Source organism: Enterococcus sp. DIV0755f, assembly GCF_051713725.1.
Taxonomy (GTDB): domain Bacteria; phylum Bacillota; class Bacilli; order Lactobacillales; family Enterococcaceae; genus Enterococcus_D; species Enterococcus_D casseliflavus.
Genome location: NZ_JBIOQL010000001.1, coordinates 3177501 through 3198448, shown reverse-complemented (window position 1 = coordinate 3198448; position 20948 = coordinate 3177501). Strand labels below are relative to the sequence as shown.

Genomic DNA, 20948 nt, shown 5'->3' with positions numbered 1-20948 from the left:
TGTTTGATACCCACCTTTTGGTAACCTTTGTGTGATATCAAGCGTAATGAGGTGAAAAAAATGGCAGAAAAAATTTATAATATCGGTGTTGAAGCAACCATGGATGTCATCGGCGGGAAGTGGAAACCAATCATTCTTTGTAATTTGCGCCATGGGGCATTACGTCCCAGTGATTTACGGCGGAAGATCCCTGGCATCAGTCAAAAAATGTTGACCCAGCAATTGCGGGAATTAGAAGAATCTGACATCGTTACTCGCAAGTCCTATAATCAAGTACCACCTAAAGTTGAGTATTCCTTGAGTGAATATGGAGAAACCTTAGGCGGCTTATTGGATACTCTTTGCCAATGGGGCACGATGCACGTTGCTGCACTGCAAGACAAAGGGGAACCCGTTGTTTTGCTGGAACAAGAAGAGACACTTGTCTCGCAGGGCTGAGTTTGAGTGAGAAAAGGCGGCAGAAACCATTGGTTTCCGTCCGCCTTTTTAGGTTATGCTTGTTGGATCAATTCTAGAATGGCCTCAGTATTCATCCCGCTGTAATGATTGACGGGAAACGAAAGGCGCTTGATGCGTGGTGGGATAGCCTGCTTGATCACCGGATCTGTTAAAGAAAGCAAGGGATCGACCAAAACGAGTTTTTCTTGCGAAAAACGATAATTCGCCAGACGTTCTGGTGTCACAACAGTTACGCTGATTTGATCCTCGGACAGCAGTTGGATGTTGCGGGCGAAAATTTTGATCAGACTTCCAGCCAAAGTAGAACGATCAATAAAAACGACTTTTTCCAAAATGATTCTCCTTATTAATTAAATTGGTTAATTAAGTATATTAATTAAAAAGTTCTTTGTAAATAGGAACATTTGGGAGACAACAAAAAAGCCGCAAAAGATTTTTCTTTTGCAGCTTTTGGTTCGTCTATAAAAAGGTTTGATTCTTTTTTTGATTAAATCACGATCACGGGTGTACCGACTTCGGCTTTGCTGTACAATTCTTTCATCACGCCTGGCGGAGTATTGATACAGCCGTGAGAACCACGGGTTTTCCAAAGATCGCCACCGTATTCCGTCTGCCAATCAGAATCATGGATACCGACACCGGTCCAATCGATGGGCATCCAGTAATCAACTGGGGACGCATAATCTTCACCAGTCAAGGTTGCATCTTCTTCTTTGTTCCAGACATAGAAGACACCAGTTGGCGTTGGTGTAGCTGGTTTCCCAGAGATAATTTTTGTATCCAACACCAACTCGCCATCTTTGTAATACCACATGTGTTGGTTTTTTAGATCAACTTCGATATAGGTGTTGCCAAACAGCGGACTGCCTGCATCGGTGCTTCCTTGAGCGATCGGTGTACGCGTGAAGTCTTCGCCAGCTTTTAACGCCTCGATCAATGCTTCTGTTTCTGCATCGGTTTGGATCGTCCAGCTAAGAGTACCGGCTGGGACGGTCACTTCGCCTTGCTTGGTACTTTGGAAGGTCGAAGAATTGGTGCTAGTATTGTATTGTTCGCCGATCGATGTGACATAGCTTCGTACTTTGTCTTCGTCGATCGTTGTGTTGCCGTCTTTATAAGAGAGCCAATCCATGATCGTTTCTCTTGGGATTTGAAACGTATTTCCGTTGATCGTATAATTGCCAGTTACTTTGGCGATTTTATTCAACGAATCCATTTCTTTCGTTAAGTCTGGATCATCGGCGGTCACACTTGGTTTTGTGACATAATCAACGAGATTCAATTCCTTTTCGCCGCTGACGATGGCTTCTTGCAAGTCTGCCACTGCTTTGTCAACATCGATGGCATCGCCGTCAACTTCTGGTTTGATAGAAAAACCGTCTTCGCCTTTTTCCAACGTGGCATCAGCCGATTTGGTACGATCTTCATTTAAGGTTTCGAGTTCTTTTTGGATCGTGTTGGTCTCGCTAGTCAAGGTGTCTTGGTCTACTGAGAGATTGTCTAGCTTCTTTTCTTCGGCAGCCGAAACGTAAGCCATTCCCCAGCTCCACTGATTTTGTTCATCTTTTAACGATTGCAGCTCATCGGTGAAATCCGTCTGCAAACCAAATTGAGCAAGGTTGACTGTTTTCCATTCGCTATCACCATCTTTGATAGTAAAGTCTTCTTGTGAATAGCGATCATGCAGCAGGGCGTTGGCCTCGGCAACGGTTTTGTTGCTGATGTCGATCCCATCGATTTCAGTCTTTGGTAGAAAACGGTTTGCATAATATGTACTTCGGTAGGTATAGCCGCCAGCGATCACTACGAGTAAAGCGGCCACAACGATCAGAACAATTTTCTTCGTATTATTCTTGGCGTCAGTATGTTTGTTTGAACGAGTCATTCAACTACTCCTTTTTTCTAATGGCATAATAGATAATAACGCTTAAATCATACCATATTCCCACGGGAAAGCGAATATGGCAAATGAGAACTTCCATGAAAAATAGAAAATTCTTAAACTATCTTTAGGCAAGCTGTAGAAACGCATTTCTTACGATAAAAAAACTGAACGAATCGTCAGCAAGCCATCTTGATCAAAGGGTTCTGAAAAAGAGTGAGCTGGAGGATTCGTTCAGTCGCATAATTGACTAACTAAAATTGACTATTTAACACGAGGGGAAAGAAATTATTGATTGTCTTCCGCATCTAATTTTGCAAAAGCTTCATCAAGAATATCTTTTAATTGTTTTGCCGAAGCGGCCATCCGGTCTTTTTCACCATCTGTTAATGGGATCTCAATTACTTTTTGGATCCCTTGGGCATTGATGACTGCAGGCGCACCGATATACAAGTCGTTTAAGCCGTATTCGCCGTTCATGTACACAGATAATGGGAGAACAGCATTTTCATCGTCTAAGATCGCACGAGTGATCCGTGCTAAGGCTACCGCGATCCCGTAGAAGGTCGCACCTTTTTTCTCGATGATGGTGTAGGCTGCATCACGAACACTGAAGAAAATGTTGACCATTGCTTCTTCATCGATGTCTGGGTTATTTTTGACCCATTCATAGATTTGTAGGCCAGCTACGTTGGCATGAGACCAAACAGGGAATTCTGAATCGCCGTGTTCCCCTAAGATATAGGCATGGACGTTACGGGCATCGACATCGACCAATTCAGCCAATGCTTGACGGAAACGGGCAGAGTCTAATGAGGTACCTGAACCGATAACGCGTTCTTTCGGGAAGCCTGAGAATTTCCAAGTAGAATAAGTCAAAATATCGACTGGGTTTGCTGCAACTAAGAAAATTCCGTTAAAGCCTGAATCAACGATTTGGGTAACTACTTCACGGTTGATTTTCAAGTTTTTATGAACTAAGTCTAAACGGGTTTCGCCTGGTTTTTGAGGCGCACCAGCAGTAATAACGACTAAATCAGCATCATGTGCATCTTCATAAGAAGCGGCATAGATTTTTTTAGGGGAAGTAAATGCCAAAGCATGGGACAAGTCAATTGCGTCGCCTTCTGTTTTTGCTGTATTTATATCAATGATTCCGACTTCTTGCGCAATGTTTTGGGTCACCAGCGCAAACGCGTAACTAGAACCAACCGCACCGTCTCCAACAAGAATTACCTTTTGGTGATCTTTTTTGTTCGTTTTTGCAGTCATCTGTGTATCATTCCTTCCGCATAATTGTTTTACTCGCTATCATCCTACCATTTTCAAGTATGTTTGTCATGTGATTTGCACAACAATATTACACAAAATATCGCTGTTTCAGTTGTAAATGCTTTCTTTGTTATTACGTCAAAAAGAAGATATATCAAGGTTTTATTAAGATTCGTTAAGAAAGATAAAAACTGAGCAAGAGGGTGCCACCATAACAGTCCATTTCGTGTTATAATTACCTAAGCAAAAGAACTGGGCGCATTTGTGTGCCCAGTATTTTGTGTTTGGATAAGAAAACCGATAAAATAGATGAAGAATCAGCTTGAAACTAGAAATAATGGAGCGTAAATAAAAAATGAAAATGATTGTAGGCTTGGGAAATCCTGGCAAAAAATATGAAAAAACCAAACATAATGTTGGCTTTATGGTAGTGGATGCGTTGGCACAAAAGTACCAAGCAACCTTTAAAAAGTCGGCTTTTGAAGCAGAGGTGGCAGAGTTTTTCTTGAAGGGTGAAAAAATCCTTTTGGTCAAACCACAAACCTTCATGAATGAATCGGGTCGTGCGGTAGGCCCGTTGATGACCTATTTTGGCATCTACCAAGAAGAACTAGTGGTGGTCTATGATGACCTCGATTTAGCATTAGGGAAAATTCGTTTGCGCCAAAAAGGCAGTGCAGGTGGCCACAATGGGATCAAGAGTTTGATCGCTCATTTGGATTCAACAGTCTTTGACCGTATCAAAATCGGGATCGATCGTCCACGTCCAGGACAAACCGTGGTCAATCATGTCCTGAGTCCTTTTGCAAAAGACGATCTGCCCATCGTTTTACAAAGTATTGATAAAGCGGTCGAGGCAAGTAGTGATTACTTGACCAACGGCGACTTTCTTGCCACAATGAATCGATTTAACTAAGGAGGGCCGAGATGGATTTAATTGAATTAATAAATAAAGTGCCGACAGTGGCGGCTTGGCATACAGGTTTACGTGAACAGGCCCCCCGGCAATTACTGACCGGTCTAGCTGGATCGGCAAAAACATTAGCGATCACTGGTGTGTATCAGGCATTTCAAAAACAAGTGATCGTCGTGACACCTAATCTCTATTATACAAATCAACTAGCCGAAGATCTGCGCAATGTGATGGAAGATGTCTACGTTTTTCCAGTGGATGAAGTGTTGTCAGCCGAAATGGCTTTTTCTTCACCAGAAGCCAGAGAAGAACGCGTGGCAGCGCTGAATGCTGTTTCTCAAGGGAAAACGGGGATCTATGTGTTGCCGGTAGCGGCTTTGCGAAAGTATTTGCCTGAAAAGAAAACCTGGTTAGCCAATCAATTTCAATGGCAGATCGGCGATGAGATCGATTTAGAGCGTTTGCCGCAACAATTGATCTTGATGGGTTACGAACGTCAGTCAATGATTGGCAAACCTGGCGAATTCAGTATTCGTGGGAGCATCCTCGATATTTATCCATTAAACGCCGAATATCCCGTACGGATCGAGTTATTCGATGTAGAAATCGACTCGATGCGTTCTTTCAACGTGGAAACGCAACGCTCAGTGGAAACGCTGCAGCAAGTGGCTATTTTACCCACTACTGAATTGGTTTTCTCAGCGGAAGATTTAGCTGCGGGGCAAAAGCAGCTGCAAGAATTATTGAACAAACGGTTGGCAGTCACCAAAGAAGCAACCGATCGCGCCTTTTTAGAAGATTATTTTGGTCAGTTGGCTTCTCAATGGCAAGCAGGGATTCCTGGTGAAAGTGCCCGTTACTACACGGATTTACTGTATCGTCAGCAAACGAGTGTCTTAGATTATTTTTCTGAAGATGCCTTTTTGATGATCGATGATTATGCTCGGATCATGGAGACCAATCGTGAGATCGAACGGGAAGAGGCGGAGTGGCATACCCAAAAATTAGCGGAGCTGCGGGTCTTTTCTGAACAGCAATTCGGGATCGATGTCCATCAGCTGCTGCAAAAAGAAACCTTTGTGACCAGCTTCTTTTCTTTATTCCAAAAAGGAATGGGGAACATTCGCTTCCAAGCGATCCATCAATTCCAATACCGGCCGATGCAGCAGTTTTTCAGCCAAATGGGTCTCTTGAAAGTTGAAATCGATCGCTGGGAGAAGCAGCAGCAGACGGTGATTTTTCTGGTCAGTGATCAAGAGCGGGCCAAGAAGTTAGAGCAAGATCTGCGAGATCATGATATCTATGCCGTGCAGACGCAACAAGATCGCCTGTTTACGGGACGCACCCAAATCGTGGTGGAACGTTTGCAAAGCGGCTTTGAAATGCCGCAAGACAAGCTAGTGGTGGTTACGGAAAAAGAAATTTTCCAAAAGATGAACAAAAAAAGAGCCCGCAGGCAAAATGTCACTAATGCGGAACGGCTCAAAAGCTACAATGAGTTAAAAGCGGGCGATTATGTCGTCCATGCGAATCATGGGATCGGGAAGTACATTGGCATGGAAACCTTAGAAGTCGATGGCGTCCACCAAGATTACATGACGATCTTGTACCAAAACGAAGACAAGCTCTTTATTCCAGTCACCCAACTGAATTTGATTCAAAAATATGTGGCTTCCGAATCGAAAACACCGAAAATCAATAAATTAGGTGGCAGCGAGTGGGCGAAGACCAAGCGCAAAGTGACGGCTAAAATTGAAGACATTGCAGATGATTTGATTTTATTGTATGCCAAACGCGAATCAGAAAAAGGCTATGCCTTTCAACCAGACGATGCCTATCAAAAAGAGTTTGAAGATGCCTTTCCGTATTCGGAAACCGATGATCAGCTGCGCAGTACGGCAGAGATCAAGCGGGATATGGAAAAAGAAAAGCCGATGGACCGCTTGTTAGTCGGGGATGTCGGTTTTGGGAAAACAGAAGTGGCGCTGCGGGCTGCTTTTAAAGCGATCAAAGAAAGCAAACAAGTGGCTTTCTTAGTACCGACAACGATCTTGGCGCAGCAGCACTATGAAACGATGGTCGATCGTTTTGAAGGATTCCCCGTCAATGTTGGGGTACTGAGTCGTTTTCGGACGAAAAAACAGCAGAATGAAACGATCGAGCAAGTGCGCAAAGGGCAAGTCGATATTTTGGTGGGGACCCACCGATTATTGTCAAAAGATGTCGAGTTTGCTGATTTGGGCTTATTGGTGATCGATGAAGAACAACGGTTTGGGGTCAAACACAAAGAGCGCTTGAAACAACTGCGTTCGCAAGTCGATGTGTTGACGTTGACGGCAACGCCGATCCCACGAACATTGCATATGTCGATGCTGGGGGTACGGGACCTATCTGTGATCGAAACACCACCAGAAAATCGTTACCCGATCCAAACCTATGTGATGGAGATGAATCCAGGAGCAGTGCGAGAAGCGATCCAACGGGAGATGGCACGGGGAGGTCAAGTGTTTTATCTCTATAATCGTGTCGATACGATCGAGCGAAAAGTCGAAGAACTGCAGGCGTTAGTGCCAGACGCACGAATCGCGTATGCCCACGGGCAAATGACCGAGATTCAATTGGAAAATACCCTGTTTGACTTTATTGAAGGGCAATACGATGTGTTGGTGACGACGACGATCATTGAAACCGGTGTGGATATTCCCAATGCCAATACGTTGTTTGTGGAAAATGCCGATTACATGGGGCTTTCGACGTTGTATCAGCTGCGCGGCCGTGTCGGTCGGAGCAATCGGGTCGCCTATGCGTATTTCATGTACGAACAGCAAAAAGTGTTGAATGAAGTCAGTGAAAAACGGCTGCAAGCCATTAAGGACTTTACCGAGTTGGGGTCAGGTTTCAAAATCGCGATGCGAGATCTTTCGATTCGTGGAGCGGGTAATCTATTGGGGGCGCAGCAGCACGGCTTTATCGATGCAGTCGGGTTTGACATGTACTCGCAAATGCTGTCTGAAGCAGTCACTCGGAAACAAGGGAAAAATACCCAAACAGAAAAAACGACCGTCGAGATCGATCTGGGGATCGATGCCTACTTACCGACTTCGTATATTGAAGACGAACGGCAAAAAATCGAGATCTACAAACGAATTCGTGAGCTGGAATCCCAAGAAGCAGTTGATGAACTTCAAGATGATCTGTTAGACCGTTTCGGTGAATACCCTGTAGAAGTGGCGCATCTCTTAACGGTGGGCGAGATCAAGATGAACGGCGATCGTGCCTTGTTAGAAACTATCCGTAAGCAGCAGCAGACGGTGTCGTTTATTTTGAGTAAAGTCGGCACGAAAAATTATTCGGTGGAGCAGCTGTTTGAAGCATTGAAAGCTACTAAATTAAAAGCCACGATGGGTGTCGATCATGAGCAAATGACCATCAAATTACAGATTCCGCCAGTGATGAAGGAAAGCACCTGGCTATTAGAAATCCAAGATTTTGTCAAAGCGTTACGGGAACAAAAATACGCCAGCCAAGGCTAGAAAGGAACCAGAGGGATGCCGAAATCACAATTGAAGCGTACGATGGAAGGGGCGTTTATTTTAACGATCGCTTCCTTTATCGCAAAAATCTTAAGTGCCGTTTATCGGGTCCCTTTTCAGAACCTGGTAGGGGACGAAGGGTTTTATGTGTATCAACAAGTCTATCCGATTTATGGATTGGCGATGACGTTAGCGTTGTCAGGGTTGCCACAGTTTATCTCCCGCATCGTCGCTGAAGAACCCGATCCTTTGAAAAGCAAGGAACGGCTGCAAGCGTTGACGCCTTTCGTGCTTTGGTCTGCGATCAGTTTATGGGCGGTGACCTTTTTATTTGCTGGTCCGATCGCGCAAGTGATGGGGGACCACCAACTGGCGGGCTTGATTCGAGTCGTTTCTTTTACCTTCTTATTTGTCCCGCCTTTGACCTTTTATCGAGGAATGTTTCAAGGAAATTTGCAAATGGTGCCGACAGCAGTTTCCCAAGTCGTAGAGCAGCTGCTTAGAGTTGGTGTGATTTTAGGTGCTGCGGCAGCTTTCCAGCAATTGGGCTGGACGATTTATCAAACGGGGACTGTCGCCATGATGGGTGCCTTAGTCGGGGGCCTTGCGGCGTGGTGGATCTTAAGTTATTATAGCCGACAAATCAACGGCAAACGCTTATCGCTATGGCATAAACCAGTCACCAGTACAGGAGAAAATCCCGCTGGTTTATCCGCCTCGTTGAAGAAACGCTTCTTCTTAGAAGGCGGTCTGTTGACGATTTATAGCGGCTATTTGATCTTGTTCCAGTTAGCGGATTCGTTTTTATTGACCAATGCGCTAGAAGCGGGGGGGATGACGGCACAAGCAGCCCGAATTTCAAAAGGGATCTATGATCGCGGACAACCCCTCGTCCAACTAGGTCTTGTGGTGGCGATGGCGTTAAGCTCGACGTTTTTGCCAACGTTGACCAAGTATTTGACGGTAAAAAATCAGCAGCTGTTTGAAAAGTCGGCAAAAATGTATTTGCGCCTAACGATCGGGATTGCTTCGGCTTCTGCCGTGGGCTTAGCGATTTTGCTGCCTTATATTAACTTTGCCTTATTCAAAGACGGTTCTGGCAATGCGGCGCTGGTATTGTTTGTCTTTTCTATCGCTCTGATGGCGACGATCCAAGCCTATCAAAGCATTCAACAAAGTCGCAATACCTATACCTTCGGCTTGCTCGCTGCGGGGATCGGTCTTTTGATCAAATGTCTATCGATGTGGCCGCTGACTGCTTCGTATGGGACTGCAGGAGCGAGTATCAGTACACTGTTGGGGTTAGGCGCGACCTTATGCTGTTTTGTGGTTTCCGAACAGCGTCGAGCACAAAGCAGCATCAATCACTTTTGGCATGAAGGAAATTATGGAAAAAAACTATTTATTTGTTTAGGGATCATGGCAAGCGTGCTATTCTTATATTATAGCTTCGTTGCGATCTTATTGAACGGTCCTTTGACCCATCGACTACAGGCACTGCTTTTTTGCCTAGGCGGTGTCGGTCTGGGAGGCGCAGCCTTTATCGGGGCAGCGATCAAAATCAAATTGTTAACGATTCGCGAATGGCTGTTAGTTCCATTTGGAAAGAAACTATTAAGAAGAGGTGAAAAACATGAGATTAGATAAATTTCTTAAAATCTCCCGCATCATCAAGCGTCGCTCTGTGGCCAAAGAAGTGGCAGACAAGGGACGCATTCAGATCAACGGCAAATTAGCCAAGTCAAGCAGTGACGTCAAAGTAGGCGATACCATGCGCATTCAATTCGGGAATAAGGTCTTGGAAGTAAAAGTCAATGAATTGCATGAATCGACGAAAAAAGAAGACGCTGCAAAAATGTATGAGATCGTTTCAGAGGAAAGAATCTCAGAAAATGCTTGATTTTTACGGCATTTTCAGTTAGACAAGCTTTGCGGATGTTGGTATAATGTAAAAAACAAAGACAGCGACGGGAGCGAGTTCAGGTGGCAAAAGAATCAAATAAAAAAATAGAACTATTGCAGACCGATTATGCGAAAGAGCAATTTGCCAAGTTTGAAAAAGAGCGGCGGCAAGTCGTGTTTCGCCGACGTCGGCTGGTGGCGTTTTTCGTGGCGGCATTAGCGATATTTGCGATCGTAGGGATTCAAATGTTCAACGATCAAATGCGCCTGCAAAAGCTAAAGGAATATAAGGCGGAAACAGTCGCCGAACAAAAAGAGGCAGAACAAAAGGTGGCTTCACTGGAGCGAGACGTTGCCTTGCTGCAAGACGATGAGTATGTGGCAAAATTGGCCCGCAGCCGATTCTTCTACTCAAAAGATGGCGAAAAAATCTATCCAGTCTTGCCAGACGGGACGGATTCTCAAAACACCAATGAGCGTTCTTCGCAAAGCGGACAAGAATCATCATCCACAGAGTCACAAGATTAAGCAATGTCATACCTACTCAGCGCAGTAGTTTGAATTATTTTAAATGGGTAAAAATTAGGAGGAACATTTTTTATATGTCAATCGAAGTTGGAGCGAAACTAAAGGGCAAAGTGTCTGGTATTACAAATTTTGGTGCGTTCATTGATCTTGGTGAAGGGAAAACTGGTTTGGTGCATATCAGTGAAGTATCAAACGGATTCGTCAAAGACATTCACGACGTGTTGTCTGTTGGGGATGAAGTGACAGTACTTGTTACGGCAATCGGCAACGATGGAAAAATCGGCCTATCGATCCGCAAAGCAGAAGATAAACCGGAAGAAAAACGTGAATACCTGAAAAAAGAATTCAATCGACCAAATCCGAAAAAATCTTTTTCACGCAATCAAAATACGAATGTAAATAAACAAGACTTCGATTCATTGATGAGTTCTTTTCTAAAAGATAGTGATGATCGTCTTTCGTCATTACGTCGAAATACAGAAGGAAAACGCGGTGGCCGCGGCGGACGCCGTAACTAAACATGAATAGCAAGTTGGAAAAAGCTGGAACAAAACTGTTGGTTCGTTTTGTTTCAGCTTTCTTTCTTGTGGGTCTACCAAATGAGAAGGAGGTCAAACGATGGTCATTCAAACCGTTCGAGGGCAACTCACTGCCATCGATCCTGAAAAAAAACGCCGCTTTTTGCTGGCGGTATCGACGGGCGTCGATTCGATGGTCTTGTTGCAGATCTTTTGTCAGTTGTTTCCTGAAATGCAAAAAGAGCCATGTTTTGGCGTGGCACATGTGAACCATCAATTGCGTCCAGCATCTGCCAAGGAAGCGGCTTTTTTACGGCAGTACTGCCAAGAGCGCGGCATTCCTTTTTACGAGCGGTGCTGGGAAAATCCGCCAGAAACCGGCGTAGAAGCCAGCGCTCGGGACTTTCGCTATACGTTTTTTGCCGATGTCATGTCCCAAGAAGGCTATGATGTTTTGCTGACTGCTCACCACAGTGATGACCAAGTAGAAACGATGTTGATGAAGATAATGCGAGAAGGTCGTTTGCGATCGGCTGGCGGGATGCAACAGCAGCAGCCTTTTCACACAGGGATCTTGTTGCGTCCACTGCTTACTGTCAGTAAGGCAGCGATTTACGACTATGCGCAAGCACAGCAGATTCCCTACTTTGAAGACGAAAGCAATCACGAACCGCTGTATTTGCGAAACCGACTACGCCAGCAAGTAGTGCCAGCCTTAAAAGCGGAAAATCCGCAGCTGCTGCCACATTTTCAACAGCTTTCTGAAGAAGTACAGTTCGCCAATCAGCTGATCCAACAAGAGCAGCAGCAATGGTTGTCTGCGTTCGTTCAACAGCAAGCTGCTCGCTTAGTGATCGATCTGCAGCAGCTGCCGACGTTTTCGCCAGCGCAACGCTATTTTTTCTATGCGGGTTTTTTACAGCAAGCAGAGGCTTTTACGAAGCAGCCCCTCAATCAAAAACAGCTGCCGCAGGTATTGCGTTTGCTGGATGAAAAGAAAGGGCAATGGCAATTGGCGTTGCACAAACAATGGCAGCTGCGGCGCAGTTATGACCAATTGTTATTGGAACCTGTTACTGTTCCCCAAAAGCCTGCAGCGCCGTTGACAGAAGTTAGTCAGCGACTGGTTTTAGGGGAGGGGATCTATCTTTCTGAAAAGGAATGGATTGGGTATTTTCCGATAAATGAACAGCATATTCCCAAAAAAATCACAAATTGGTCAGAGTTTTCCCAAGATTTACCGCTAAACTATTCCTCTGAGCTGGTGGTGCGTAAGCGCCAGCCGGGAGACCGAATCCGCTTGGCGCGTGGTCTGACCAAAAAGATCAGTCGTTTTTTTATCGATTCAAAAATTCCTAATGAAGTGCGAGAAAAAAGTTGGGTCGTCACAAACCTTGAAAAAGAGGTGATTGCCTTACTACCTCATACATTTTCCTATTTGAGTATTGCGCCAGAAACTGATAAAATACACTACATACTTCTTTATAAATACCAGGAGTAAGAGTTGGAAGGAGAACTTTATGCTAGATAAAGATATTGAGAAAATTTTGATTTCCCGTGACGAAATCAAAAATCGTTGTGTGGAACTTGGTCAAGAATTAACGGCGGCTTATGCGGATAAAAATCCTCTAGTCGTAGGTGTGCTGAAAGGTGCCGTTCCTTTCATGGCAGACATCGTTCGTGAGATGGATTGTTACTTGGAGTTAGACTTCATGGATGTCTCAAGTTATGGCAATGCCATGATTTCATCTGGGGAAGTCAAGATCATCAAAGATTTAGATACAAATGTTGAGGGCCGTGATCTCTTGATCGTTGAAGACATCATTGACAGCGGTCGCACATTGGCTTATCTGGTGGATCTATTCAAATACCGTAAAGCGAAATCAGTGAAAATCGTAACGTTATTAGATAAGCCAGAAGGTCGTGTCGTTGAGATCGATGCAGATTATGTCGGCTTCGATGTGCCAAATGAGTTTGTTGTTGGATATGGACTGGACTATGCAGAGCAATATCGAAACTTACCTTACGTTGGCGTCTTAAAACCTAGTGTTTATCAGTCAAATTAGTGACTGTTCTAAATCAATTGTGATACAATTAAATGGTCAGGATTGATAAAACAAAATAGCCAGGGAGGTACGCATGAATAAGAAAAATAACGGTATGGTAAAAAATACCTTATATTATGTACTTGTCTTGTTGGCGATGGTCATGGTCGTATATTTCATTTTTGGAAATGGCAATCAGCAGACCCCAACGATCGAGTACTCCACGTTTACAGAGCAGCTGAAAGACGGGAAGATCAAACAGTTTACTGTTCAACCCGCTAACGGTGTGTATCGAATCGTGGGTGAATACAATGAAGAACAAACCGTCAGCAATGACAACAGCTTGTCTGTTTTAGGTAATACACAGGCGAGTTCGACCCGCTTTTCAACGATCATTTTACCGAATGATTCCACACTAAGCGAAGTCACCAGTTTGGCCTCGGCAGAAGGGGTCAAAACCACGATCGAAGAAGAATCCAACAGCGGCATTTGGTTATCGCTTTTGGTTAGCTTCTTACCACTTGTGATCATCATTTTCTTCTTCTACATGATGATGAGCCAACAAGGTGGCGGCGGTGGCGGTGGCGGCCGTGTGATGAACTTTGGCAAATCAAAAGCCAAAGAAGCGGATAAAAAAGCCAACCGCGTGCGTTTTTCAGACGTAGCCGGTGCAGAAGAAGAAAAACAAGAGCTTGTCGAAGTCGTGGAATTCTTGAAAGATCCTCGACGCTTCGTTGAATTAGGTGCTCGTATCCCAGCAGGTGTCTTACTTGAGGGGCCTCCAGGAACCGGGAAAACATTACTAGCCAAAGCCGTTGCTGGTGAAGCTGGCGTACCGTTTTACTCGATCTCTGGTTCAGATTTCGTTGAAATGTTTGTCGGTGTCGGTGCAAGCCGGGTGCGTGACTTATTTGAAACAGCGAAGAAAAATGCACCAGCCATCATCTTTATCGATGAAATCGATGCAGTCGGTCGCCAACGTGGTGCCGGTATGGGTGGCGGACATGATGAGCGGGAACAAACATTGAACCAGTTGTTGGTTGAAATGGATGGTTTTGATGGGAATGAAGGCGTGATCGTCATTGCCGCAACGAACCGTTCGGATGTTTTAGATCCAGCGTTGCTACGTCCAGGTCGTTTTGACCGTCAGATTTTGGTTGGTCGTCCAGACGTGAAAGGTCGTGAAGCGATCCTCCGTGTCCATGCCCGCAACAAACCTTTATCAGATGATGTTGATTTGAAAGTCGTTGCCCAACAAACACCAGGCTTTGCTGGTGCGGATCTGGAAAACGTCTTGAATGAAGCGGCATTAGTTGCTGCTCGTCGTAACAAGAAAAAAATCGATGCTTCAGATATCGATGAAGCAGAAGACCGCGTGATCGCTGGTCCAGCGAAGAAAGATCGGGTCATCAACAAACGCGAACGTGAAATGGTTGCTTACCATGAAGCAGGACATACCATTGTTGGGTTAGTCTTGAGTCGTGCCCGTGTGGTACACAAAGTAACGATCATTCCTCGGGGACGTGCGGGTGGTTACATGATCGCCTTGCCGAAAGAAGATCAGTTCTTGATGACCAAAGAAGATATGTTTGAACAAATCGTTGGGTTGCTTGGTGGTCGTACGGCTGAAGAAATCATCTTCGGTGTACAATCAACGGGTGCTTCCAATGACTTTGAACAAGCAACTGCGCTTGCAAGAAGCATGGTGACAGAATATGGAATGAGTGACAAGTTAGGTCCAGTTCAATATGAAGGAAACCATCAAGTCTTTGTTGGTCGTGATTATGGTCAAACAAAAGCTTACTCTGAACAAGTTGCCTTTGAAATCGATCAAGAAGTTCGCAAGATTTTAATGGATGCTCATCAAAAAGCCCATGAAATCATTGAAGAACACCGTGCACAGCACAAATTGATCGCTGAAAAACTGCTTGAACATGAAACATTAGATGCCAAAGCAATCAAATCCTTGTTTGAAGAAGGCAAAATGCCTGAAGGAACCGAAAGCTCTGAGTATCCTAGTGAAAAAGCTCAAACGTTTGAAGAAGCGAAACGTGCGCTGGAAGAAAAGGATGCAGAGAAGCAAGCTGCAGAAAAACACAGCGAAGATGCACCATCAAACGATTTTGATCAACAATTGGAAGACGTTCGCCGCAATAGCGAAAGCCAACCGACTGATCAAGAAAACAAAGATGATAACGCCTAAAACAAGACGTATCAAGGCACCGAGGAAACTCGGTGCCTTTTTGTTTCTATTTAAGAAGACTTTCCTTAAATTCAAACACATTCAGTTGAAAAAAGCGGCGCTTCCTAGTATGATTCATTAATGAATAAAAAGGAGAATCAAGATGAAGGATTATTTAGTAAAAGCACTAGCATATGACGGCTTCGTCCGAGCATATGCAGTATCGGCAACAGAAACGATCGCCGAAGCACAACGACGCCATGAAACATGGAATACGGCATCCGCTGCTTTAGGGCGGGCGATGGTGGGAAGTTTGTTATTAGGCAGTACCTTAAAAGGGGAAGACAAATTGACCGTCAAAATTCAAGGAAATGGTCCTGCTGGGGCAATCGTCGTAGACAGCAATGGTCGTGGGGACGTAAAAGGATACATAAAAAATCCGCAGATCAGTCTGCCGTTGAACCCTCAAGGAAAATTGGACGTTCGGGGCGCAGTGGGTGACCAAGGGATCTTTACCGTGATCAAAGACTTAGGGCTAAAAGAACCCTTCTCTGGACAAACACCGATCGTCTCTGGGGAGCTTGGGGAAGATTTTACTTATTATTTAGCAGTGTCAGAACAGATTCCTTCTGCTGTTGGTCTGAGTGTATTAGTAGAAACCGATGATTCGATTCGGGCAGCCGGTGGCTTTATGCTGCAGATCATGCCTGGTGCCAGTGAAGAGATCATTGATGCCATCGAAAAACGTTTGGGAGAATTGCCTCGAGTATCAACCTTGATCGATGAAGGACAATCACCAGAAGAGATCTTAGCGACATTGTTGCCAGATACGACGATCGAAGTACTAGAAAAAATGCCAGTCCAGTTCCATTGTGATTGCACGAAAGAAAAATTTGCGACGGCGATCATTACCTTGGGGGCTGATGAGATCCAAGCGATGATCGATGAAGACCACGGGGCAGAGGCAGTCTGCTCGTTTTGTGGCAACAAGTATCATTTTGATGAAACGGAATTGGCGGCATTGAAGAAAGAGGCGGAAGCGTAAGTGAAAGATAGACAAACATGGCAGATCGGGTCGGTTGAGATTCCTAATCGCGTCGTCGTTGCGCCAATGGCAGGGATCACCAATTCTGCGTTTCGTGTGACAGTCAAAGAATTTGGCGCGGGTTTAGTCGTCTGTGAGATGATCAGTGATCGAGGGATTCAACTGCGGAACAAGAAGACCCTTGAGATGCTATTTATTGACGAGACCGAGCATCCTCTTAGTATTCAGATTTTTGGTGGGAATAAAGCATCCTTAGTAGAAGCAGCGCAATTTGTCGCAGAAAACACAACTGCCGATATCATTGATATCAACATGGGGTGTCCTGTAAACAAAATCATCAAAGCAGAAGCTGGTGCGAAGTGGCTTTTAGATCCCGACAAGGTTTATGAAATGGTCCATGCTGTTTCCAGTGCGATCGACAAGCCCGTTACCGTCAAAATGCGGATCGGCTGGGATGAGCAGCACGTCTTTGCGGTTGAAAATGCCCAAGCCGCAGAAGCAGCGGGTGCCGCAGCGATCGGTATGCATGGCAGAACCCGTGTACAGATGTATGAAGGATCGGCTGATTGGGACGTGTTGAAACAAGTGAAGCAAAGTATCACGATTCCCTTTATGGGTAACGGCGATGTCAAAACCCCTGAAGATGCCAAGCGAATGTTGGAAGAAGTCGGTGCAGATGCAGTGATGATCGGACGGGCAGCGTTAGGCAATCCATGGATGATCCACCGCACCAAGCAATACTTGGAGACAGGCGAGTTATTGCCAGAACCAACACCGCGAGAAAAAATTTCGACAGCGAAACTTCATTTAGAACGTTTGGCTGAGCTAAAAGGGGAAAAAATCGCTTCGCGAGAATTCCGTCAACATGCTGCGTACTACTTAAAAGGTATTTCGCGGGCAGCCAAAGTGAAGGCAGCTATCAACCAAGCGGAAGATAAGCAGACGATTTTTGATTTATTAGATGCATTTGTGGAAAAGACCGAAAAACAGCCGCTAGCAACTCTTAAGGAATAAGAAACAAATCAAGTCGATTCGAAAGTTCGGCTTGATTTTTTGCGTCATCATTGGCATTATAAGAAGGAAACCCAAGTTAAGAATGGAGGAAAACTCGTGACAGAGGAACGACAAACACAAGAAGAATTGAATGATCAAATGTTGGTTCGCCGTGAAAAGATGGAAAAACTACGGGAAGAAGGCATTGATCCTTTTGGCAAGCGATTCGAACGCACCCATAATTCTGCCGAGTTACATGAGTTATTTGATCAAAGAACCAAAGAAGAATTAGCCGAAATGAATCTTTCAGCAAGCATTGCAGGAAGAATCGTTACAAAACGTGGAAAAGGTAAGGCTGGTTTTGCGCATTTACAAGACCGCGAAGGCCGTATTCAAATATATGTACGTAAAGACCAAGTAGGGGATGAACCTTACGAAGTATTCAAACACGCAGACTTAGGTGATTTCTTCGGCGTATCTGGTGAAATCATGAAGACCGATACCGGTGAAGTGACCATCAAAGCCAAAGAAATCGTGATCTTATCAAAAGCATTGCGTCCATTGCCTGACAAATACCATGGCTTGACGAACGTAGAACAACGCTACCGTCAACGTTACTTGGATTTGATCAGTAATAAAGAAAGCTTTGATCGTTTCATGAAACGAAGCCAAATCATCAGCGAAATTCGTCGTTACCTTGACGGTCATGGGTATATCGAAGTCGAAACGCCAGTATTGCATAATCAAGCAGGTGGTGCAGCGGCTCGTCCCTTCATTACCCACCACAATGCCTTAGACATGGATCTGTATTTACGGATCGCTCTTGAGCTTCACTTAAAACGATTGATCGTGGGCGGCATGGAAAAAGTCTATGAGATCGGCCGCGTTTTCCGAAATGAAGGCATCGATACGACCCATAATCCTGAGTTTACGATGTTAGAAGCGTATACGGCATATACAGATTTCAAAGATGTGATGGATCTGACCGAAGGCATTATCCGTAATGCTGCTGAAAAAGTCTTGCACACAGCAACGATCCAATACGATGGACAAGAAGTCGATCTAGCTAGCGACTTTGCGCGAATCCATATGGTCGATGCAATCAAAAATCAAACAGGTGTTGATTTCTGGCAACCAATGTCCGTTGAAGAAGCCCGCAGCTTAGCGAAAGAACATCATGTCGAAATCAATGATGCCATGACTGTTGGCCATATCATCAATGAATTCTTTGAGACATTTGTTGAAGAAACGTTACAGCAGCCAACCTTTGTCTTCGGTCATCCAGTGGAAGTTTCGCCATTAGCGAAAAAGAATCCAGAAGATGAACGCTTTACCGACCGCTTTGAATTATTTATCGTTGGTCGTGAATTTGCGAATGCCTTCACGGAACTAAATGATCCAATCGATCAAAGAGAACGTTTTGAAGGGCAAGAAAAAGAGCGCGAAGCAGGAAATGATGAAGCCCATGGGGTGGATGAAGATTTCTTAGAAGCACTTGAATACGGTATGCCGCCAACTGGTGGATTAGGGATCGGGATCGATCGCTTAGTGATGCTGTTGACAGATGCGCAATCGATTCGCGACGTTTTATTATTCCCAACAATGAGATAAAAAAACTCCGTCCACTCGCAAGAGGTGGGCGGCTTTTTTTCTTGTCTGCTGGATCAGGGAGAAAAACAGCGAGGAATTAGAGGGGAAAATGCCACGAAAGTTGCCAGAAAACGGATTAAATGCGAACGATAAAAGCTGGATCCAATGCGATTAGACGGGTTTGTAAAAATTGAAAAAAGCCATAGAAAATGATTGACCGCAAGGGATTTAGTTGGTATATTATTACATGTGCCAAATGACTAAATGAATTCCTAAAAAGAATTGAAAAAAGTAGTTGACGCACAGCTCGACAGATGATATTATAACGAAGTCGCAATTTTAAAATAGTTAATTGATGTTGATAGATCAACAAAAATAATTGAAAAAAGTTGTTGACAAATAACAAATCATTTGTTATTCTAATTAAGTCGCTGAGACAGCCGCTGCGAAGTTGAAAAACAACGAGCGAAAAAAACTTTTAAAAAAGAGTTGACAGTTAAATGTCACTCTGATATGATATAAAAGTTGCTAACACAGCACGGTAGACCTTTGAAAACTGAACAAAGCAAGCAAACGAACCAATGTGTAGGACGTTTCAATTTATTGAAACAAATACATGCAAGCAATAGCTAGCAAAGTTAATTTTTATGAGCTTAATGACCGTATGGTCATTCAAACAAATCATTATGAGAGTTTGATCCTGGCTCAGGACGAACGCTGGCGGCGTGCCTAATACATGCAAGTCGAACGCTTTTTCTTTCACCGGAGCTTGCTCCACCGAAAGAAAAAGAGTGGCGAACGGGTGAGTAACACGTGGGTAACCTGCCCATCAGAAGGGGATAACACTTGGAAACAGGTGCTAATACCGTATAACACTATTTTCCGCATGGAAGAAAGTTGAAAGGCGCCTTTGCGTCACTGATGGATGGACCCGCGGTGCATTAGCTAGTTGGTGAGGTAACGGCTCACCAAGGCAACGATGCATAGCCGACCTGAGAGGGTGATCGGCCACACTGGGACTGAGACACGGCCCAGACTCCTACGGGAGGCAGCAGTAGGGAATCTTCGGCAATGGACGAAAGTCTGACCGAGCAACGCCGCGTGAGTGAAGAAGGTTTTCGGATCGTAAAACTCTGTTGTTAGAGAAGAACAAGGATGAGAGTAAAATGTTCATCCCTTGACGGTATCTAACCAGAAAGCCACGGCTAACTACGTGCCAGCAGCCGCGGTAATACGTAGGTGGCAAGCGTTGTCCGGATTTATTGGGCGTAAAGCGAGCGCAGGCGGTTTCTTAAGTCTGATGTGAAAGCCCCCGGCTCAACCGGGGAGGGTCATTGGAAACTGGGAGACTTGAGTGCAGAAGAGGAGAGTGGAATTCCATGTGTAGCGGTGAAATGCGTAGATATATGGAGGAACACCAGTGGCGAAGGCGGCTCTCTGGTCTGTAACTGACGCTGAGGCTCGAAAGCGTGGGGAGCGAACAGGATTAGATACCCTGGTAGTCCACGCCGTAAACGATGAGTGCTAAGTGTTGGAGGGTTTCCGCCCTTCAGTGCTGCAGCAAACGCATTAAGCACTCCGCCTGGGGAGTACGACCGCAAGGTTGAAACTCAAAGGAATTGACGGGGGCCCGCACAAGCGGTGGAGCATGTGGTTTAATTCGAAGCAACGCGAAGAACCTTACCAGGTCTTGACATCCTTTGACCACTCTAGAGATAGAGCTTCCCCTTCGGGGGCAAAGTGACAGGTGGTGCATGGTTGTCGTCAGCTCGTGTCGTGAGATGTTGGGTTAAGTCCCGCAACGAGCGCAACCCTTATTGTTAGTTGCCATCATTTAGTTGGGCACTCTAGCGAGACTGCCGGTGACAAACCGGAGGAAGGTGGGGATGACGTCAAATCATCATGCCCCTTATGACCTGGGCTACACACGTGCTACAATGGGAAGTACAACGAGTTGCGAAGTCGCGAGGCTAAGCTAATCTCTTAAAGCTTCTCTCAGTTCGGATTGTAGGCTGCAACTCGCCTACATGAAGCCGGAATCGCTAGTAATCGCGGATCAGCACGCCGCGGTGAATACGTTCCCGGG

16 protein-coding genes and 1 rRNA gene (1 of these 17 only partly in view) are annotated in these 20948 nt (G+C 45.0%); 14 read left to right on the top strand and 3 right to left on the bottom strand.

Annotation, left to right across the window (positions count from 1 at the left end; translation table 11 throughout):
- Positions 1 to 60 precede the first annotated feature (60 nt).
- A complete protein-coding gene (locus IGI73_RS14820; protein ID WP_208769857.1) occupies positions 61 to 438 on the top strand; it encodes a winged helix-turn-helix transcriptional regulator in 378 nt (125 codons plus the stop codon).
- Between the two features lie 53 nt (positions 439 to 491).
- Here IGI73_RS14820 and IGI73_RS14815 read toward each other — a convergent pair whose 3' ends face one another.
- From IGI73_RS14815 to IGI73_RS14805, 3 genes are all read right to left on the bottom strand, one after another.
- Complete coding sequence (locus tag IGI73_RS14815) at positions 492 to 791, bottom strand: hypothetical protein (protein ID WP_208769858.1); 300 nt, start codon at positions 789 to 791, stop codon at positions 492 to 494.
- Positions 792 to 946: 155 nt separating this feature from the next.
- Positions 947 to 2344, bottom strand: a complete 1398-nt coding sequence (locus IGI73_RS14810) for a L,D-transpeptidase family protein (RefSeq protein WP_167822285.1) — start codon at positions 2342 to 2344, stop codon at positions 947 to 949.
- A gap of 285 nt (positions 2345 to 2629) precedes the next feature.
- Entirely contained in the window at positions 2630 to 3613 is a 984-nt protein-coding gene (locus IGI73_RS14805) for an L-lactate dehydrogenase (protein WP_005230720.1), read from the bottom strand.
- A gap of 355 nt (positions 3614 to 3968) precedes the next feature.
- On the opposite strand from IGI73_RS14805, the gene pth reads away from it, so the two are divergent.
- From pth to IGI73_RS14740, 13 genes are all read left to right on the top strand, one after another.
- Positions 3969 to 4529, top strand: coding sequence for an aminoacyl-tRNA hydrolase (gene pth / locus IGI73_RS14800; RefSeq protein WP_015510502.1), 561 nt, complete (start codon positions 3969 to 3971; stop codon positions 4527 to 4529).
- 11 nt (positions 4530 to 4540) lie between these two features.
- Complete coding sequence (gene mfd / locus IGI73_RS14795) at positions 4541 to 8059, top strand: transcription-repair coupling factor (RefSeq protein ID WP_438759272.1); 3519 nt, start codon at positions 4541 to 4543, stop codon at positions 8057 to 8059.
- Positions 8060 to 8074: 15 nt separating this feature from the next.
- The gene (locus IGI73_RS14790; RefSeq protein WP_010748997.1) at positions 8075 to 9706 is read left to right on the top strand and encodes a polysaccharide biosynthesis protein; all 1632 of its coding nucleotides are present in this window, start codon (positions 8075 to 8077) and stop codon (positions 9704 to 9706) included.
- A complete protein-coding gene (locus IGI73_RS14785) occupies positions 9693 to 9959 on the top strand; it encodes an RNA-binding S4 domain-containing protein (RefSeq protein ID WP_005230745.1) in 267 nt (88 codons plus the stop codon). Before IGI73_RS14790 ends, IGI73_RS14785 begins: the two co-directional genes overlap by 14 nt.
- A gap of 83 nt (positions 9960 to 10042) precedes the next feature.
- A complete protein-coding gene (locus IGI73_RS14780; protein WP_005230746.1) occupies positions 10043 to 10489 on the top strand; it encodes an FtsB family cell division protein in 447 nt (148 codons plus the stop codon).
- Between the two features lie 74 nt (positions 10490 to 10563).
- The gene (locus IGI73_RS14775; RefSeq protein WP_208769859.1) at positions 10564 to 11007 is read left to right on the top strand and encodes a S1 domain-containing RNA-binding protein; all 444 of its coding nucleotides are present in this window, start codon (positions 10564 to 10566) and stop codon (positions 11005 to 11007) included.
- Between the two features lie 100 nt (positions 11008 to 11107).
- The gene (tilS, locus tag IGI73_RS14770) at positions 11108 to 12508 is read left to right on the top strand and encodes a tRNA lysidine(34) synthetase TilS (protein WP_428207258.1); all 1401 of its coding nucleotides are present in this window, start codon (positions 11108 to 11110) and stop codon (positions 12506 to 12508) included.
- Between the two features lie 19 nt (positions 12509 to 12527).
- Entirely contained in the window at positions 12528 to 13073 is a 546-nt protein-coding gene (gene hpt, locus IGI73_RS14765; RefSeq protein ID WP_005230750.1) for a hypoxanthine phosphoribosyltransferase, read from the top strand.
- 73 nt (positions 13074 to 13146) lie between these two features.
- A complete protein-coding gene (ftsH, locus tag IGI73_RS14760; RefSeq protein ID WP_010749000.1) occupies positions 13147 to 15255 on the top strand; it encodes an ATP-dependent zinc metalloprotease FtsH in 2109 nt (702 codons plus the stop codon).
- Positions 15256 to 15397: 142 nt separating this feature from the next.
- Complete coding sequence (hslO, locus tag IGI73_RS14755) at positions 15398 to 16279, top strand: Hsp33 family molecular chaperone HslO (protein ID WP_005230756.1); 882 nt, start codon at positions 15398 to 15400, stop codon at positions 16277 to 16279.
- Positions 16280 to 17293, top strand: coding sequence for a tRNA dihydrouridine synthase DusB (gene dusB, locus IGI73_RS14750; protein ID WP_016608445.1), 1014 nt, complete (start codon positions 16280 to 16282; stop codon positions 17291 to 17293). It begins immediately after the preceding gene.
- Positions 17294 to 17389: 96 nt separating this feature from the next.
- Complete coding sequence (gene lysS / locus IGI73_RS14745) at positions 17390 to 18883, top strand: lysine--tRNA ligase (RefSeq protein WP_034858661.1); 1494 nt, start codon at positions 17390 to 17392, stop codon at positions 18881 to 18883.
- 661 nt (positions 18884 to 19544) lie between these two features.
- A 16S ribosomal RNA gene (locus tag IGI73_RS14740) occupies positions 19545 to 20948 on the top strand (it continues 155 nt past the right edge of the window).

Coding starts and splice junctions, on each gene's coding strand:
- IGI73_RS14785 (WP_005230745.1), top strand. CDS start 9,693: ATGAGATTAGATAAATTTCTTAAAATCTCCCGCATCATCAAGCGTCGC.
- hslO (WP_005230756.1), top strand. CDS start 15,398: ATGAAGGATTATTTAGTAAAAGCACTAGCATATGACGGCTTCGTCCGA.
- pth (WP_015510502.1), top strand. CDS start 3,969: ATGAAAATGATTGTAGGCTTGGGAAATCCTGGCAAAAAATATGAAAAA.
- mfd (WP_438759272.1), top strand. CDS start 4,541: ATGGATTTAATTGAATTAATAAATAAAGTGCCGACAGTGGCGGCTTGG.
- IGI73_RS14820 (WP_208769857.1), top strand. CDS start 61: ATGGCAGAAAAAATTTATAATATCGGTGTTGAAGCAACCATGGATGTC.
- IGI73_RS14805 (WP_005230720.1), bottom strand. CDS start 3,613: ATGACTGCAAAAACGAACAAAAAAGATCACCAAAAGGTAATTCTTGTT.
- ftsH (WP_010749000.1), top strand. CDS start 13,147: ATGAATAAGAAAAATAACGGTATGGTAAAAAATACCTTATATTATGTA.
- tilS (WP_428207258.1), top strand. CDS start 11,108: ATGGTCATTCAAACCGTTCGAGGGCAACTCACTGCCATCGATCCTGAA.
- IGI73_RS14775 (WP_208769859.1), top strand. CDS start 10,564: ATGTCAATCGAAGTTGGAGCGAAACTAAAGGGCAAAGTGTCTGGTATT.
- IGI73_RS14790 (WP_010748997.1), top strand. CDS start 8,075: ATGCCGAAATCACAATTGAAGCGTACGATGGAAGGGGCGTTTATTTTA.
- IGI73_RS14810 (WP_167822285.1), bottom strand. CDS start 2,344: ATGACTCGTTCAAACAAACATACTGACGCCAAGAATAATACGAAGAAA.
- hpt (WP_005230750.1), top strand. CDS start 12,528: ATGCTAGATAAAGATATTGAGAAAATTTTGATTTCCCGTGACGAAATC.